Below are 15,506 nucleotides of genomic sequence, written 5' to 3' on the forward strand. Positions count from 1 at the left end.
TGTGCTGAGCCGGATCGAGGTGTGTATTTGTGCTCGGATATCTCCTAGGTAATAGATACTGCAGCAGCTGCTCGGAAGGCGCGAAATCGGCGTTTCCGCTGCGTGTCGATGTTTCTTGGTATGTTTCCAAAAATCAACTGAATTTTCACTGATTTATGCTCAAATTAGCGCAATTGTTTGAGCGAGGCTCTATGATCAGAAATGCCAAGAAAATTGCGGGATACTCGTTACTGGCGACGGTAAGCGCAGGCTTGCTGACCATCGGCATGCAATTTGCCATGCGTTGGCAGGTTGAAAAAGAGATCAAGGAAGACCTGCAAATCTCGGCAGATGTCATGCTGGAACGGGCGAGCGATGCCGCTCAAACTGCAATCAATGTCCTGAATAATCTGGCGCAATCTCCAGGCCTGTCCTGCACGACGGACCATCGTTATCGCTATAGTGACGCGGCTCGCTCTACTGCCTGGATCGATACCATTGGTCTGGTGGATCGCAATGGCAATCTGGTCTGCACAGATCTGGGCCAGTCGGCCCGCCAAACCGGTTTGTTGCCTGCCTATCAGGTCGGAGACAAGGCTGTTACCTTGTCTCTATCGGCCGGTGCCGGGCAATTTGATATGCCATCCTTGCTGGTTGTGCGCCATGTTGCCAATGGTCGCCGTCTGGTGGCGCGTGTTCCGGGTGAACTGGTCCGCATCGACCCGGTACGCAATGATTTGCGGCGGTTCCGTTATGCTATGCTCTCCATGGGAAGCGGTACACATTGGTTCATTCTCGAACCGGAAACAGCTGGCGGCGAGATCATTGATCGGGTGTCTGTGCATTCCGATGTGTTGCCCTTTGAAGTGCAGATGTCTATTACCGAGGCCGCGATTGATGTTGTGACGGCTGATGAGCGAGAGTTCATCAATCTACTGGGCCTTTTTTTCGGCCTGATCATGGTTGGTATCGGATGGTATTTTGGCCGCTATAGGCCCTCCGATGGAGACATCATTCTAGATGCGCTCGATAATGGCGAAATCGTGCCCTATATGCAGCCGATTATTGATCTTGATAGCGGCGCTATCACCGGATGCGAAGTGCTTGCCCGTTGGCTCAAGCCTGACGGAAGCGTTGTGCCGCCCCATGAATTCATTCCGTTGGCCCAGAATTACCGGCTCACGCGCGAGGTAACTTGCCGGATCATGCAGGATAGTTGTCGGCTACTGGATCCGGTCGTGCGTGAGGGGCAGGTCTTCAAGGTTGCGCTCAACTTGTTTTCCCATCAGATGATCGACGATTCCATCGTAGCCGATATTGAAGATGTGTTTAAGGATAGCAAGCTGGGCTTTAAGAATCTGATTTTCGAGATTTCTGATCGGGTGCCGATCCAGGAAATGGATCTGGCCAAAGATGTCATCAGTCAGATTCGGGCCCTGGGCGCTGAAATTGCACTGGATGATGTGGGGTCAGGCCATAGCGGGCTTTATAACCTGTCTTCTATCAGCGTGGATATTCTGAAGCTGGACAAGCTGCTGGTTGATGCGTTGGATGGGGGCTTTGCTGGTCCCGAATTGGTTCAGGGGCTGATTTCGTTGGCTGAGAATCTGAATATTGGCGTCATCGCTGAAGGGGTGGAGACCGAACAGCAGGTTATCCAGTTGCGTAAAATGGGCGTCTCGGCTGCGCAGGGATATCTCTTTGCACCGCCTTTGCCAGCAGCTTCCTTCTGTGAGTTGATGAAGGTTGCGCGCAAGCGCCAGACCGCCAGCGAAGTGATCCCCGATATGGAAGAAGCAACGGAAACCGGGGCAGAAGAGGCCGCATAATGCGGCGCCTCTTCTTGTGCTCTTTCTAACCTGTATTCTGTCTTACTTGCGGCCTATTGGAAGGCCGTCTCGGCAAAGCTGCGCAGCTTACGAGAATGAAGCCGCTCGATTGGCATGCCTCTTAACGTTTCCATCGCCTTGATACCGATCTTGAGATGTTGGCGCACCTGCTGGGTGTAGAAGTCGCTGGCCATGCCGGGCAGTTTCAATTCCCCATGCAAGGGCTTGTCTGACACACAGAGCAAAGTGCCGTAGGGCACACGGAAGCGGAAACCGTTCGCTGCGATGGCCGCTGATTCCATATCAAGGCCAATGGCGCGGGATTGAGACAGGCGCTCCACCGGTTCCTTATGGTCGCGCAATTCCCAGTTCCGGTTGTCTATGGAGGCGACGGTGCCTGTTCGCATGATGCGCTTGAGCTCGTAATTCTTGAGACCCGTAATGTCTGCGACCGCATCTTCCAATGCTACCTGAATTTCCGCGAGTGCCGGAATGGGAACCCAAGTGGGCAAGTCGGCATCCAGAACGTGATCTTCTCGGACATATCCGTGAGCGAGAACATAGTCACCCAGACGCTGTGTGTTGCGCAGGCCGGCGCAGTGGCCCAGCATGAGCCATGCGTGGGGGCGCAGGACGGCGATGTGGTCCGTAATGGTTTTCGCATTGGACGGGCCGACGCCGATATTGACCAGCGTAATGCCGTTCTGATCTTTGCGCTTGAGGTGATAAGCAGGCATTTGTGGTAGGCGTGGCGGTGCTTCGCCCTCAACAGGTTCGGTTGCACCCGAAGGGGTAACCTGATTGCCGACTTCGACAAATTCCACATAGTCCTCGGAGCCATTTGCCATCTGTTCTCTGGCCCAGTTCACAAACTCGTCGATATAGAACTGGTAGTTGGTGAACAGGATGAAGTTCTGGAAATGCTCCGGTTTCGTGGCGGTGTAATGGGCCAGTCGATGCAGAGAATAGTCGATGCGCGGGCCGGTGAAGGGCGCCAGCGGGACGACTTCATCGGGGCCATAATGCTGCGTTCCGTTGACGATTGCATCATCGGTGATGGCCAGATCAGGCACATCGAAGACGTCGCGCAAGGGGCGAGACCATGTTTCGGGCAGGGCGCCTTCCACATTCATGCCATTTGGCCAGGCAAAGTGAATGGGGATCGGGGTCATGGAAGGCCCCACTTCAATGGCGACGTTATGATTGGACAAAAGCAGTTCAATCTGCTGCTTGAGATAGTGGCTGAACAGATCCGGACGGGAGATGGTGGTGGAATAAGTGCCCGGACCAGGGACATGGCCAAATGACAGGCGGGAGTCAATCTGGGCATGGGTATCTGTCGTCATGCGGATTTCAGGATAGGTCGCACGATACCGCCCGGTCGAAGGCACATCATTTTGTGCGACGCGGGTGAAGGCATCTCTGAGGAATTCAGTATGAACTTGATAAATATCCAGTAGTCGCTGAATGGCGGCTTCTGCATCACGAAATGTTTCATGGCTGAAGCGATCCGGAGCGATCGTGGAAAAGGCTGTCTTCATTTATTCATTCTCCTTTTCCTCTGGCCTTTTCAGGTGTTTTGACAAAAAGGTCAAGCGGAAATGTTTTATCGGCAACAATGTCGGCTTTGGTGTTGCAATTATGTGTGCACCCTTGCGCATTCAAGAGCGACTAAAGATTGTGCTGATCTTTTAACTTCTTTGAGTGTAGTATTAATATTTTAAATGATGGTCTTTTTCGAAATTTTTACAAAAGTGGTTTATATTATTTTTGGAGAAAGATGTATTAAATCAGAATTCTGCATCATTTCAAATAAAATTGCCGTGCCGAAAGGGATGTTCTTATGAGAAGAAACTTTTTGTTCGCCGGTATCAGGGCTATTTTTGCTTATACCGTTTTGGTGTTTCCTTTGAGCGTGCCTGTATGGGCTGCTTGTCTAGAAAATGGAGCCGATCAAACACTCTATATACTTTTGAAGAGCAAGAGTGGGCAGATTGAGCGCAATCTGCCGGTTGGTGATGTGATCTGTCTGAATGTCAGCGAGAATACCGAGGTGAATGCCAACATCCAGCCTTTTGGCGGGGCGCGCTTTGGCTGCCGGTTTGAGTTTTATGGCAAGGGCAGCTATCTCATCACGCATTTTCAGACGATCGATAATTGCCAATTCAAGGATATCGGCAAATGATACGCTTTTAAAACTGCGTAATCTATAGGATTGGCAAAACACATTTAGGTGGTATGCTACCGGCCAGCTTCATCAAACAGATTGCCGAGTGCCATGACTATTGAATTTCTTCTCACTTCGCTTTTCATCGTGATCACGCCTGGGACGGGCATGATCTTTACGCTCGTTGTGACCTTGCGTAGAGGCCTGCGTATGGGTTTGATGGCGGCGTTGGGTGGTACGCTCTCGATTATCTCTCATATCACCGCAGCGGTGCTCGGGCTTGCCGCCCTGTTGCATGCCAGTGCGATGGCGTTTCAAATGGTCAAATTTGCCGGTGTCGCCTATCTTCTGTTCATGGCCTACAAGATGTTGAAGGATAAGGAACAGTTTGATGCGGATCATCTCGATGATGCGTCCGTGCAGGGACCGTCAGCCTTGGGTATTGTGCGGGACGGGATTCTGCTCAATCTGCTCAACCCGAAACTGTCGATCTTCTTTCTCGCGTTCTTGCCGCAGTTCATCGATGTGAACACGGCCAGTCCGATGCTTGATATGGTGGAATTGGGGAGCATCTTTATGGTGATGACGCTTCTTGTTTTCGCCCTCGTTGGTGTTGCGGCTGCGTCTGTGCGGGACAAGCTTCTGTCTCGTCCGGCTGTTATGGCGTGGTTGAAGCGTGGCTTTGCCGCGACCTTTGTGGCGCTTGGTGCGAAGCTTGCTCTTACCCAACGCTGATAAGGCTTTGCTCCCTTTCGCATGAATTGAAAAAGCCCCGCTCGATGTGAGCGGGGCTTTTTTTGTTCCTATGTTGGGTGCTTTGCACCCAATGGCTGACTGTGATCAGGAGCAGCCGCTCGTTGCACCACATGTGTCGCATTTCAGGCAGGTGCCGTTACGCACCATGGTGAAATTGCCACATTCAGAGCAGTTTTCACCTTCGTAGCCTTTCATGCGCGCCAAAGCGATCTGGTCGGCCTTGCTTTCGGTTTTGCCAACAGCCGGTGTTGCAGAAGGTTGAACCTGACTTTCCGACTTCAGCATGGTTGCCGTGTTAGATGGCATCGCTGTTTTGGTTGCCGGGGTTGCTGCATGACTGTGATCATGATCGTGATCATGGTCATGACTGTGGTGATGGGCGTGCTCTTCCTGCAGACGTGCATATTCTTTGCCATCCACGAGTTTGAAGCGCTCGGCTTTACCACGCAGCAGACCTTTTGAAATTGGCACCGGAACCTTGCCTTCAGCGCTGCCTTTGCCTGTCGAGGTCGTGGCGATGTCATCCGGATTGACGTGAGCCAGATCGTGGCGATCCAGATAGGACACGGCCAACTCGCGGAAGACATAGTCAAGAATGGACGTGGCGTTCTTGATGGCTTCGTTGCCCTGCACCATGCCAGCCGGTTCAAACCGGGTGAAGGTGAAGGCGTCGACATATTCATCAAGCGGCACACCATATTGCAGGCCGAGAGAAATGGCGATTGCAAAGTTGTTCATCAAGCTGCGGAAAGCGGCGCCTTCCTTGTGCATATCGATGAAGATTTCGCCGATCTGACCATCGTCATATTCGCCTGTCCGCAGGTAGACCTTATGGCCACCAACAGTTGCCTTCTGGGTGTAGCCCTTACGGCGATCTGGCAGTTTGAGACGTTCGCGCACGCGGTGCTCGACAACCCGTTCAACCACACGTTCGACAACCTTCTCGGACACCAGAGCCGCTCGTTCCGGCATTGGTGCAGCAGCAATTGCTTCGACAGCATCTTCTGCCTCGTCTTCATCGTCGTCCAACAGCTGGCTGTTGAGCGGCTGGGACAGTTTGGAACCATCGCGATACAGGGCGTTGGCTTTCAGCGCCAGCTGCCAGGACATCATGTAGGCGTTCTTGCAATCCTCGACCGATGCATCATTGGGCATGTTGATCGTCTTGGAGATCGCGCCGGTGATGAAGGGCTGGGACGCAGCCATCATTTTGATGTGGCTTTCCACCGAGAGATAACGCTTGCCGATGCGGCCGCATGGGTTGGCGCAATCAAAGACCGGAAGATGCTCGTCCTTCAGGTGCGGAGCGCCTTCAAGGGTCATGGCACCACAGACATGAATGTTGGCAACGTCGATTTCTTCCTTGCTGAAGCCCATGTGGGCCAGCAGATCGAAATGCGGATCTTCAAGCTGTTCGTCACTCGCGCCAAGCACTTCCTTGCAGAAGTCTTCGCCAAGGGTCCACTTGTTGAAGGCAAACTTGATGTCGAATGCGCTGGCAAGACCACCTTCGATGGTTTCCAGCTTCTCGTCTGTAAGGCCTTTGTCCTTCAGAGCATTGTGGCTGATGGCGTTGCAGCTTTTCAGCGTTCCATGACCAACCGCATAGGTTTCGATATCCTTGATCTGCTGGTCGTTATAGCCAAGCTTTTTCAGGGCATTAGGAACGGTACGGTTGATGATCTTGAAATAGCCGCCACCAGCGAGTTTCTTGAATTTAACCAGAGCGAAGTCTGGCTCGATGCCGGTGGTGTCGCAGTCCATGACAAGGCCGATGGTGCCGGTTGGGGCAACCACGGTGGTCTGTGCGTTGCGATAGCCATATTGCTGGCCGAGTTCGAGGGCCTTGTCCCATGCTTCGACAGCATGATTGATCAGGGTCTTGTCCTTGCAGCTTTCATGGTCAAGCGGCACCGGATTGATGTCGAGATCCTCATAGCCATCGGTGTGGCCATAGGCGGCACGGCGATGGTTGCGGATGACACGCAACATGTGGGACGCGTTGGCTTCATAGCGCTCGAAAGCACCCAGTTCCTTGGCCATTTCTGCCGAGGTTGCGTAAGACGTACCGGTCATGAGAGCGGAGATGGCGGCACAGATGGCGCGGCCTTCGTCGCTGTCATAAGGGATGCCGGAGGTCATCAGCAGGCCGCCGATGTTGGCATAGCCCAGACCAAGGGTACGATAGAGATAAGACCGCTCTGCGATTTCCGGAGACGGGAACTGAGCCATCAGAACCGAGATTTCCAGAACCATGGTCCACAGACGTACCGTATGCTCGAACTCCTCGACAGCGAAGTTGCCATCCTGCTGCTGGAACTGCAGAAGGTTGATGGAAGCCAGGTTACATGCCGTATTGTCAAGGAACATATATTCCGAGCAGGGGTTGGAGGCGATGATTTCGCCATCAGCTAGGCATGTGTGCCAGTCGTTGATCGTGGTGTGGAACTGCAGGCCCGGATCGGCAGAAGCCCATGCGGCATAACCGATCTGTTCCCAAAGCTCTTTTGCTTTAACGGTTTTGCGGACGTCGCCCTTGATGCGGCCGATAAGGTTCCAGTCGCGGTCTTCCTTCACTGCGTTGAGGAAATCGTCGGTGATACGAACGGAGTTGTTCGAGTTCTGGCCAGCCACCGTCAGATACGCTGCGCTATCCCAATCGGTGTTGTAGGTATCAAACTCGATATCCTTGTAGCCCTGTTTGGCAAACTGGATAACGCGACGGATATAGTTTTCCGGCACCTGCATCTTCTTGGCAGCGCGGATTTCGCGCTTGAGGGCAGGGTTCTTTGCCGGGTCAAAGCATTCATCGTTGGAGCCCTGGCAATTGACGCAGGCCTTCATGATGGCTTTGAGATGCTTGGAAACGATCTTGGAGCCGGTAACGATCGCGGCGACCTTTTCCTCTTCCTTGACCTTCCAGTTGATGTAGGCCTCGATATCCGGATGGTCGATGTCGACCACAACCATCTTGGCCGCACGGCGCGTGGTGCCGCCTGACTTGATGGCGCCAGCGGCGCGGTCGCCGATTTTCAGGAAGGACATCAGGCCAGAGCTTTTGCCGCCACCGGAAAGGGGTTCCCCTTCGGAGCGCAAAGAGGAGAAGTTGGTGCCGGTACCGGAGCCATATTTGAACAGGCGTGCTTCACGCACCCACAGATCCATGATGCCGCCTTCGTTGACCAGATCATCAGAGATGGACTGGATGAAGCAGGCGTGTGGCTGCGGATGTTCATAGGCGGTTGCGGAGCGGGTCAGGCGGCCGGTTTCAAAGTCGACATAATGGTGTCCCTGGCTCGGGCCATCGATACCATAGGCCCAATGCAGACCGGTGTTGAACCATTGCGGAGAGTTCGGTGCGACGCGCTGGGTGCAGAGCATGTAGCGCAGTTCGTCGTAAAAGGCGCGGGCGTCGGCGTCGGTGTCAAAATAGCCACCTTTCCAGCCCCAATAGGTCCATGTGCCAGCGAGACGGTCAAAAACCTGCTGGGAGGACATTTCCGGGCCGAAGCGTTCGTCTTCAGGCAGCTGGCTCAGCGCTTCTTCGTCCGGGACGGAGCGCCACAGCCAGGAGGGAACGGAATTTTCTTCAATGCGTTTCAGCGCAGCTGGTATGCCTGCCTTGCGGAAATATTTCTGAGCAAGAATATCTGCGGCCACCTGAGACCAGCTTGTTGGTACATCGATATTCTCGAGACGAAATACGATTGACCCGTCCGGGTTGCGGATTTCACTCGTAGCCTTACGAAACTCGATGGAATCGTATGCTGATTTTCCTTCAGTGGTATAGCGCCGCTCTACACGCATTATAAATCCCCTTGGCAAAGGTATTGCTGACTTTCAATTGGCGTCAGCAGGCTGAATGGGTCAGTCAATCGGGTTTCCTGGCCTCGGAAAGAGCCGATCTTCTGTGAAATTCTGAATCTGTGTCACAAGCGAATCGTGGCACAATGGCTTCGTTTTGATGACACCAGTAGATTCTCATAAGGTTAACAAAATCTATATATGGTGTCTATGTTATGTTGGCGAGCCTATATCTTGTGCTTCTTGCTTTTTTCCCCCTGTTTTAAGCGCATAAAAATCCCCAACCCGAACCTTTCAACAAACACAGAGTTACCCACTGGCCGTTTCGATTTCGAGCTTGGTTATTTTCAATGATGCTGGAACAGGAAGTCTGGAGCACAAGTCCAGAGACGCCGCTGTCTTGACGGTTCGGATTATGGATTCTTGCGATGATGAACGCAAGAAGGACTATTCCTTGTGGGTCGTGTTTTTCTGTCAATCTATATGTAGTGTTTTTTGTGGTCCGATCAGGAATGGGAAAAATCTGCGCCTTGGATGGTGGAGCAGTGGGGAAATTAACTTTCTTAGGCGCTGAAACAAATCTGTTAAAATTGAAATCAAATTCACCGCCGCTTTTTGAACGTGAATTAATCGCTCTGTGGCATCCTGTCCTTCAACCTCAGGAAAAGGTGCGAGAAAACAGAATGTTGGATGGATTTCTGGAACATCATGCGGCTTACGGGCTTAGTATCGAATCGCTCGATATTGTTATTGTCGACGACTCCAAGTCTGTGCTGACAATGATTCGATCAATGATTTCTTCGATGAAGGTCGCTCGGGTCCGCACCTATGATCGGGCCGATGTTGCACTGCATGCCATCATGCATGAACCGCCCAATGTCATTGTCACCGACCTCAACATGGCCCCCATGTCTGGTATGCAGTTGCTCAGCCTTATCCGCAACGCAACGATGAAGCCACTATGCTACATTCCGGTGATCGTGGTGACGGCCCATGCGACAGAGCAGCGTGTGGCCAAACTGTTTGAAACCGGGGCGCATCATGTTCTGGCCAAGCCCATGTCGTCTGCTGCGATTCAGCACAGGATCGCGTCCCTATGTAGCGACAAACGACTGATGCTCCTTGATGGGGATCGCTATGTGATCGATGGCATGGAAGAGGTGCTTGAGGAAAAGCGCAACAGATTGCGCTCTCTTGCCAAGGCGCGCCAGTTCCATGAACAGACCTTGCCGCAGGCCAGACGGAGCCAGCGCGATGTTGACCGCATTCTGCATAAAGCCGACGAAGAGGAAGAATTTATTGATGCACAGGCCAAACCGTCTCTCTGGAGCGGTCGTGGCTCTGGTCGGTCCCACAAAGAAGGTGATGCTGCATCTACCTCGTCGCGACCATCGAGATCTCCACGCTTTGCCAGCGTTGGCGGCCGACGGCGGTAGGCGGCGGGCAGGGCAATCCATTCGTCGGATTTTTCCTTGCCGTCTCTGGACATCCGCGAAAATATGTAGTCATAGTGTCCCTGTTCGAACTGCATAAATAACGGGTCGTCATGAAAAACTTTCTGCTTCTTCTGTTCACATGGTGGGGTAAAACGACGTTCGGAACCTGGTTGCACACCAAAAGGTTCGGAGTTTTCGTTGGCCAGGACACTTTCGGCAACAAATATTACAAGCAGAATGTCTCCAAAAACAAAAGCTATACGGGCAATCGCAAGGGTGAACGCCGCTGGGTGGTTTATGCCAATCCTGCGGAGGCGAGTGCTATTCCGGCTGGTTGGCATGGCTGGATGCATTACCGTACCGATGTGCCACCCAGCGAGCAGGCTATTCAGCACTGGTCTTGGGAGCGTGCGCATCAGCCTAACATGACCGGCACCGGGAAGGCCTATCGGCCGAAGGGATCTCTTCTGGCAGCCAAAACTGAGAAATCCGATAGCGCGCCGGACTATGAAGCATGGGCGCCCTAAGCCGGCCCAGCCCATTCCTCAATGCTGTCTGAATAGGGCGAGACATAAAGAATCGCCTTTTCTGTCCAAAAGCATGCCTTCCAGTCACAATCCTGCCTCGTATCTCCGCCACAAGGGTGTATGGCGGTTCAATGGACTTCTGCCGCCAAGCCGGGGGTATCGGCAAATCAGCCTTGCCTTTTGCCCTAAAAGAGGGCTAGGAACGGGGTGGTCTTGGCGCTTCGTTTGGCTAAGCTGATACAGGGCCGCCGATTGTCGGAGTTTTGAATGAATATTATGCAGGGCCGCAAAGGGGGCTGGATCATGAGAAGAATGGTGATTGCTTCTCTGTTCTTATTGGGTTGCTTGATGAGCTTGCAGGTCAAGGCAGAAGAGGTTTCCAATCCGGTTGCCACTTTCGCTGGTCTGGACAAGATCACCGCCCGGATGATCCAGTTTGATGTCTATATCAATGAGACAGTGCAGTTCGGTTCCCTGCAGGTAACCCCACGGGTTTGCAATACGCGTCCGGAAACGGAGCGGCAGGAGGAAACCGCATTTGTCGAGGTGGACGAGATTACGCTTGAGCGCAAAGTGCGGCGGATCTTCACCGGCTGGATGTTTGCCTCCAGTCCCGGCATGAATGCTGTCGAGCATCCGGTTTATGATGTCTGGCTGGTTGGTTGTAAGCAGTCCACAGAAGTGCCTTCACCCAATTGATATGGCAACCATCCATTGATCCGGTGGGTGTAAACAGTCTTCTTTTCAAGTCAGTGCGTTATGCTTCGTCTTCGGTCTTCTTGTCGAGGGCATAGAAGTCGGCGCGGGTATGCATGGCATGGTCCAGCAGTGCGTGATATTCTTCCTTGGGTATCTCGATGGTGCCGAACTGCTTAAGATGGTCGGTGATGAACTGCGTATCCAACAGCGTGAAGCCCCCTGCGTTGAGCCGTTCAACCAGATGGATCAGCGCCATCTTGGATGTATCCCGCTCGCGTGAGAACATGCTCTCGCCAAAAAATGCCCGCCCCAAGCTGACGCCATAAAGGCCACCTACGAGCCGCTCTCCATCCCACACTTCCACCGAGTGGCAGTGCCCCATGTCAAACAGCTCCCTATAGAGCATATGGATTTGCGGATTGATCCAGGTTGTGGGGCGATCCGGTGCAGCTTCTGCACAAGCATCCATAACACCACCAAAGTCCGTGTCGACGCGAATCTGAAAGGGGGTCGTGCGCATGGTACGGCGCATTCTTTTGGGGATGTGAAAGGCATCCAGTGGGATGATGCCGCGCAGTTCCGGTTCGATCCAGAACATGGAAGGGTCATCGGCGCTTTCCGCCATGGGGAAAATGCCGCAGGCATAGGCCCTGAGAAGAATCTGGGGGGTGATTTCCATGAAGGATGAGTCGTCAGTCATGCTCGGGACTTTACCACAGCTCTCTTTACAGTTTGTGCAATTGTCACCTTTGGAACGCAAAAGACCGCGCCCAATGTGCGCGGTCTTCATAATATTGTGCTGAATGGAAATTCAAGGCAATGCTTTACTTGGAAGCAAGATATTTTTCCAGCCAGTGAATATCATAAGCACCGTTGGCGATGTCGGCATTGTCAACCAGATCGCGGAACAGAGGCAGCGTGGTCTGGATGCCGTCAACGACGAATTCATCCAGAGCGCGCCGCAGGCGCATCATGCATTCCACCCGGTTGCGACCGGTTACGATCAGTTTGCCGATCAGGCTGTCATAGTAGGGCGGAATGGAATAGCCCTGATAGACGCCGGAATCAACGCGCACGCCGAGGCCTCCTGGTGGATGATAATAGGTGATCTTGCCCGGTGAAGGCACGAAGGTCTCCGGGTTCTCGGCATTGATACGGCATTCGATGGCATGGCCCTGGAACTTGATGTCTTCCTGACGGATATCAAGACCGGCACCGCAGGCCACCTTGAGCTGCTCGTTGACAAGGTCAATGCGCGTAATGGATTCGGTGACCGGATGCTCTACCTGCAGGCGGGTGTTCATTTCGATGAAATAGAACTCACCATTCTCATAAAGAAACTCGATCGTACCGGCTCCGGAATAGCCAAGACCCTGCATGGCTTTGGCACAGATATCGCCAATCCGGTTCTGCTGCTCCGAATTCAGAGCAGGGGATTGGGCTTCTTCCCAGACCTTCTGGTGACGGCGCTGCAAAGAGCAATCGCGCTCGCCCAAATGGATGGCGTGGCCCTTGCCATCACCCATGACCTGCACTTCGATGTGGCGCGGCTTTTCGAGATATTTCTCGACATAGACCGTGGAGTCGCCGAAGTTGGCTGCTGCTTCAGAGCGGGCTGTGGTGAAGGCAAGTTCCATCTTGTCTTCGGAGTGCACAACCTGCATGCCCTTGCCACCACCGCCTGATGCGGCCTTGATCAGCACCGGATAGCCCATTTCTGCGGCAACGCGCTTGGCGTCTTCAGCGCTGTCGACCCCGCCTTCAGAGCCGGGAACCACCGGAATGCCGAGGCGTTTTGCGGTTTGCTTGGCTGCGATCTTGTCGCCCATGATGCGGATATGTTCCGCGCTCGGGCCGATAAAGCTGATCTTGTGCTCTTCGAGAATTTGCGCAAAGCGGGCATTCTCGGACAGAAAGCCGTAACCGGGGTGGACCGCGTCGGCGCCGGTGATTTCACAGGCAGCCAGAATTTGCGGGATATTGAGATAGCTGTCACGGGCAGACGGCGGGCCGATGCACACGCTTTCATCTGCCAGTTTGACATGCATTGCTTCGGCATCAGCGGTGGAATGGATGGCCACCGTCTGAATGCCTAGTTCTTTACAGGCTCGCAAGACGCGAAGGGCGATTTCACCCCGGTTTGCGATGAGAACCTTTGAAAACATGGATTTCCCCTACATTCCTGACTATTCAATGATGACCAGCGGCTCGTCGAATTCGACGGGCTGGGCGTCTTCCACCAGAATAGCCGTGATTTTGCCGGCTTTGGTGGCAGGAATCTGGTTCATGGTTTTCATGGCTTCAACGATCATGAGGGTATCGCCCAGGCTGACCTGATCGCCTACGGAGACAAATGGAGCAGAGCCCGGTTCCGGAGAGAGATAGGCAGTACCGACCATCGGTGAACGGACCGCGTTGGCAAGATTGGCGTCAGCTTCAGCACCAGCGGCTGGGGCAGGCGCCAAGGCTCCGGCGGCGGCAGGCGCAGCCAATGGAGCAGCAGCCTGAGGCGCTGCAACGGCCTGCTGCACGACGATCTCACGGGCAACACGAATACGCAAGTCTTCCTGCTCGATCTCAATTTCAGTCAGGTCCTGAGACTTAACCAGCTCCGCCAGTTGACGGATGAAATCAGGATCAAGTTTGCTTTTTTCTTTGGTCATATGTTCGCATTCCGTTGGTTGATTACCAGGCAAGCAACAAGGTTTGGCCTGGAGCACATGGCAGGTTTCCCTTATGCGCTTTCTAGATGATCCACGAGCGCTTCGATCGCCAATACATATCCTTTTGCGTTGAGCCCGCATATGACGCCAAGCGCTGCGGGAGACACATAGGAATGATGACGGAAGGATTCGCGTGCGTGAATGTTGGAGAGATGAACTTCGATAACTGGAAGGCTGACCGCCCGGATCGCATCCTGAAAAGCGACGGATGTATGGGTATAGGCTGCCGGATTGAAAATGATGCCGCGTGCATATTCACGGGCCTCTTGAATCCAGTCAATCAGTTCACCTTCATGATTGCTCTGCCGAAAGACGATCGACCACCCCATGGCAGCAGCCTTTTCCTTGCACATCTCCTCGATGTCTTTCAAGGTGGTGGCGCCGTAGATGCCGGGTTCTCTCAGACCAAGCAAGTTCAAATTGGGGCCGTTGAGAACATAAAGCGTGTTTGTCATTTCGCATTCCGCGCTAGAGACTAGTAATTCGTAACGTTTGCCCTTACCAAATGAAGCCTTTGGATCTGGGCAAGAGGTGGCTCGATGAGGCGGGCGACCTCTAGTGGTTCCTTATAGGCGGTCCCTAGCTCAGTGAAAAGATATGAAAAGGGCGGTAATGCTTTTCATTCCTAGTTATCGTCATGATTTTTGGCAAAAAAGACTATTCTAAGGCAGATTTGCACCTTGGCGGGAAACTGCTGGGGAAATAGGGAAAGGCGCGTATAAGGACGCCTCTCCAAGTCTTTTCTACCCAGCGTGGTTTCGCTTTATCAGCAACTGGTCGAGCCGCAGCTGCGCAAGTTGGCAATTTTGCTTTCAAAGGCTTCCAAAGCAATATAACCCGGGATGACTTCGTCTCCCAAAACATAACCCGGAGTACCATTCAGGTTAAGCGCATCAGCCAGTCTATAAGCATCCATGATCGGCTTGCGGGTGTCTGTGTCTTCATAGAGCTTTTCCAGCTCTTCTCGTGGGATGTCGAGCTTTTCAGCAACGCGCAGTGCGGATTCCTTGTTGGCCGTGCCGCGCATGGTCATCATGGCCTTGTGAAAGTCCCAGTATTTCTCCGGCGCAACTTTGGTAACACCAACGGCGACCAAAGCGGCTTCCTGCGACTGAGGGCCAAGGATTGGCCATTCCTTCAGAACGACGCGAAGGTTTTTGTCAGAATCCATTAGCTCCAACATGCTACCGAAGGCCTGTTTGCAATAGCCGCAGTTGTAATCAAGAAATTCGACAAGGGTCACATCACCCTTGGGGTTGCCCAACACGATCTGATCCTTGGCGTTGAACAGTTCTTCCTGATTTTCCACCAGTGCCTGTTGGGCCAATTTGGCGCGTTCAAGCTCCGCCTGCTTCTGCTTCTCTGCTTCCTGTTGGCTGAGGATGGTGAAGACCTGACGGATGAGGTCAGGGTTTTCGAGAAGATAGTCAGAAATGATGGACTCAATTTCCTGCTTCTGCTCAGTGTTGAATTCAGCTGCGCTGGCCGGCATGGATGCAACTCCCATGAAGGTTATGGCAGCGAACAGAGAGGAAATCTTTGAAAAACTGTGGCGCATGATTAGGCGTCCTTGTGCGTTTCTGTCT

Annotated in this window: 13 protein-coding genes; 6 read left to right on the top strand and 7 right to left on the bottom strand. The window is 53.2% G+C overall.

Translation table 11 applies throughout. The features are described from left to right. The first annotated feature begins 191 nt into the window (after positions 1-191). A complete protein-coding gene (locus ACKPCT_RS04525; RefSeq protein WP_319568520.1) occupies positions 192-1,808 on the top strand; it encodes an EAL domain-containing protein in 1,617 nt (538 codons plus the stop codon). Positions 1,809-1,861: 53 nt separating this feature from the next. On the opposite strand, the gene ACKPCT_RS04530 is transcribed toward ACKPCT_RS04525, so the two are convergent. Beyond that, positions 1,862-3,349 (bottom strand): AMP nucleosidase, encoded by a 1,488-nt coding sequence (locus tag ACKPCT_RS04530; RefSeq protein WP_090071700.1) that lies wholly within the window; start codon positions 3,347-3,349, stop codon positions 1,862-1,864. Between the two features lie 302 nt (positions 3,350-3,651). On the opposite strand from ACKPCT_RS04530, the gene ACKPCT_RS04535 reads away from it, so the two are divergent. Continuing rightward, entirely contained in the window at positions 3,652-3,993 is a 342-nt protein-coding gene (locus ACKPCT_RS04535) for a hypothetical protein (protein WP_139229251.1), read from the top strand. Between the two features lie 93 nt (positions 3,994-4,086). Then, the gene (locus tag ACKPCT_RS04540) at positions 4,087-4,710 is read left to right on the top strand and encodes a LysE family translocator (RefSeq protein WP_090071696.1); all 624 of its coding nucleotides are present in this window, start codon (positions 4,087-4,089) and stop codon (positions 4,708-4,710) included. A gap of 105 nt (positions 4,711-4,815) precedes the next feature. Here ACKPCT_RS04540 and ACKPCT_RS04545 read toward each other — a convergent pair whose 3' ends face one another. Continuing rightward, positions 4,816-8,538: a vitamin B12-dependent ribonucleotide reductase gene (locus ACKPCT_RS04545; RefSeq protein ID WP_319568521.1), complete on the bottom strand. Its 3,723-nt coding sequence runs from the start codon at positions 8,536-8,538 to the stop codon at positions 4,816-4,818. A gap of 680 nt (positions 8,539-9,218) precedes the next feature. On the opposite strand from ACKPCT_RS04545, the gene ACKPCT_RS04550 reads away from it, so the two are divergent. The 3 genes from ACKPCT_RS04550 to ACKPCT_RS04560 all read left to right on the top strand — a co-directional run bounded on the left by ACKPCT_RS04550 (position 9,219) and on the right by ACKPCT_RS04560 (position 11,197). Then, positions 9,219-9,971 (top strand): response regulator, encoded by a 753-nt coding sequence (locus tag ACKPCT_RS04550; protein WP_319568522.1) that lies wholly within the window; start codon positions 9,219-9,221, stop codon positions 9,969-9,971. Positions 9,972-10,081: 110 nt separating this feature from the next. Beyond that, entirely contained in the window at positions 10,082-10,498 is a 417-nt protein-coding gene (locus tag ACKPCT_RS04555; protein WP_319568523.1) for an NADH:ubiquinone oxidoreductase subunit NDUFA12, read from the top strand. Between the two features lie 312 nt (positions 10,499-10,810). Beyond that, positions 10,811-11,197 carry a DUF2155 domain-containing protein gene (locus ACKPCT_RS04560; protein WP_319569383.1) on the top strand — a complete coding sequence of 129 codons (387 nt, stop codon included), beginning with the start codon at positions 10,811-10,813 and terminating at the stop codon, positions 11,195-11,197. 58 nt (positions 11,198-11,255) lie between these two features. On the opposite strand, the gene aat is transcribed toward ACKPCT_RS04560, so the two are convergent. The 5 genes from aat to ACKPCT_RS04585 form a co-directional block, all read right to left on the bottom strand. Continuing rightward, on the bottom strand, positions 11,256-11,897 hold the full coding sequence (aat, locus tag ACKPCT_RS04565) for a leucyl/phenylalanyl-tRNA--protein transferase (protein ID WP_319568524.1): 642 nt from the start codon (positions 11,895-11,897) through the stop codon (positions 11,256-11,258). Positions 11,898-12,021: 124 nt separating this feature from the next. Beyond that, entirely contained in the window at positions 12,022-13,362 is a 1,341-nt protein-coding gene (gene accC, locus ACKPCT_RS04570; RefSeq protein ID WP_090071686.1) for an acetyl-CoA carboxylase biotin carboxylase subunit, read from the bottom strand. Positions 13,363-13,383: 21 nt separating this feature from the next. Beyond that, complete coding sequence (gene accB, locus ACKPCT_RS04575) at positions 13,384-13,860, bottom strand: acetyl-CoA carboxylase biotin carboxyl carrier protein (protein WP_090071684.1); 477 nt, start codon at positions 13,858-13,860, stop codon at positions 13,384-13,386. Between the two features lie 71 nt (positions 13,861-13,931). Next, positions 13,932-14,375, bottom strand: coding sequence for a type II 3-dehydroquinate dehydratase (aroQ, locus tag ACKPCT_RS04580; RefSeq protein WP_090071682.1), 444 nt, complete (start codon positions 14,373-14,375; stop codon positions 13,932-13,934). Between the two features lie 311 nt (positions 14,376-14,686). After that, positions 14,687-15,478, bottom strand: coding sequence for a DsbA family protein (locus ACKPCT_RS04585; RefSeq protein ID WP_319568525.1), 792 nt, complete (start codon positions 15,476-15,478; stop codon positions 14,687-14,689). Positions 15,479-15,506 lie beyond the last annotated feature (28 nt).

The sequence above is a fragment of the Cohaesibacter marisflavi genome (assembly GCF_963665895.2).
GTDB classification, from domain to species: Bacteria; Pseudomonadota; Alphaproteobacteria; order Rhizobiales; family Cohaesibacteraceae; genus Cohaesibacter; species Cohaesibacter marisflavi.

Coding starts and splice junctions, on each gene's coding strand:
- ACKPCT_RS04525 (WP_319568520.1), top strand. CDS start 192: ATGATCAGAAATGCCAAGAAAATTGCGGGATACTCGTTACTGGCGACG.
- ACKPCT_RS04530 (WP_090071700.1), bottom strand. CDS start 3,349: ATGAAGACAGCCTTTTCCACGATCGCTCCGGATCGCTTCAGCCATGAA.
- ACKPCT_RS04535 (WP_139229251.1), top strand. CDS start 3,652: ATGAGAAGAAACTTTTTGTTCGCCGGTATCAGGGCTATTTTTGCTTAT.
- ACKPCT_RS04540 (WP_090071696.1), top strand. CDS start 4,087: ATGACTATTGAATTTCTTCTCACTTCGCTTTTCATCGTGATCACGCCT.
- ACKPCT_RS04545 (WP_319568521.1), bottom strand. CDS start 8,538: ATGCGTGTAGAGCGGCGCTATACCACTGAAGGAAAATCAGCATACGAT.
- ACKPCT_RS04550 (WP_319568522.1), top strand. CDS start 9,219: ATGTTGGATGGATTTCTGGAACATCATGCGGCTTACGGGCTTAGTATC.
- ACKPCT_RS04555 (WP_319568523.1), top strand. CDS start 10,082: ATGAAAAACTTTCTGCTTCTTCTGTTCACATGGTGGGGTAAAACGACG.
- ACKPCT_RS04560 (WP_319569383.1), top strand. CDS start 10,811: ATGGTGATTGCTTCTCTGTTCTTATTGGGTTGCTTGATGAGCTTGCAG.
- aat (WP_319568524.1), bottom strand. CDS start 11,897: ATGACTGACGACTCATCCTTCATGGAAATCACCCCCCAGATTCTTCTC.
- accC (WP_090071686.1), bottom strand. CDS start 13,362: ATGTTTTCAAAGGTTCTCATCGCAAACCGGGGTGAAATCGCCCTTCGC.
- accB (WP_090071684.1), bottom strand. CDS start 13,860: ATGACCAAAGAAAAAAGCAAACTTGATCCTGATTTCATCCGTCAACTG.
- aroQ (WP_090071682.1), bottom strand. CDS start 14,375: ATGACAAACACGCTTTATGTTCTCAACGGCCCCAATTTGAACTTGCTT.
- ACKPCT_RS04585 (WP_319568525.1), bottom strand. CDS start 15,478: ATGCGCCACAGTTTTTCAAAGATTTCCTCTCTGTTCGCTGCCATAACC.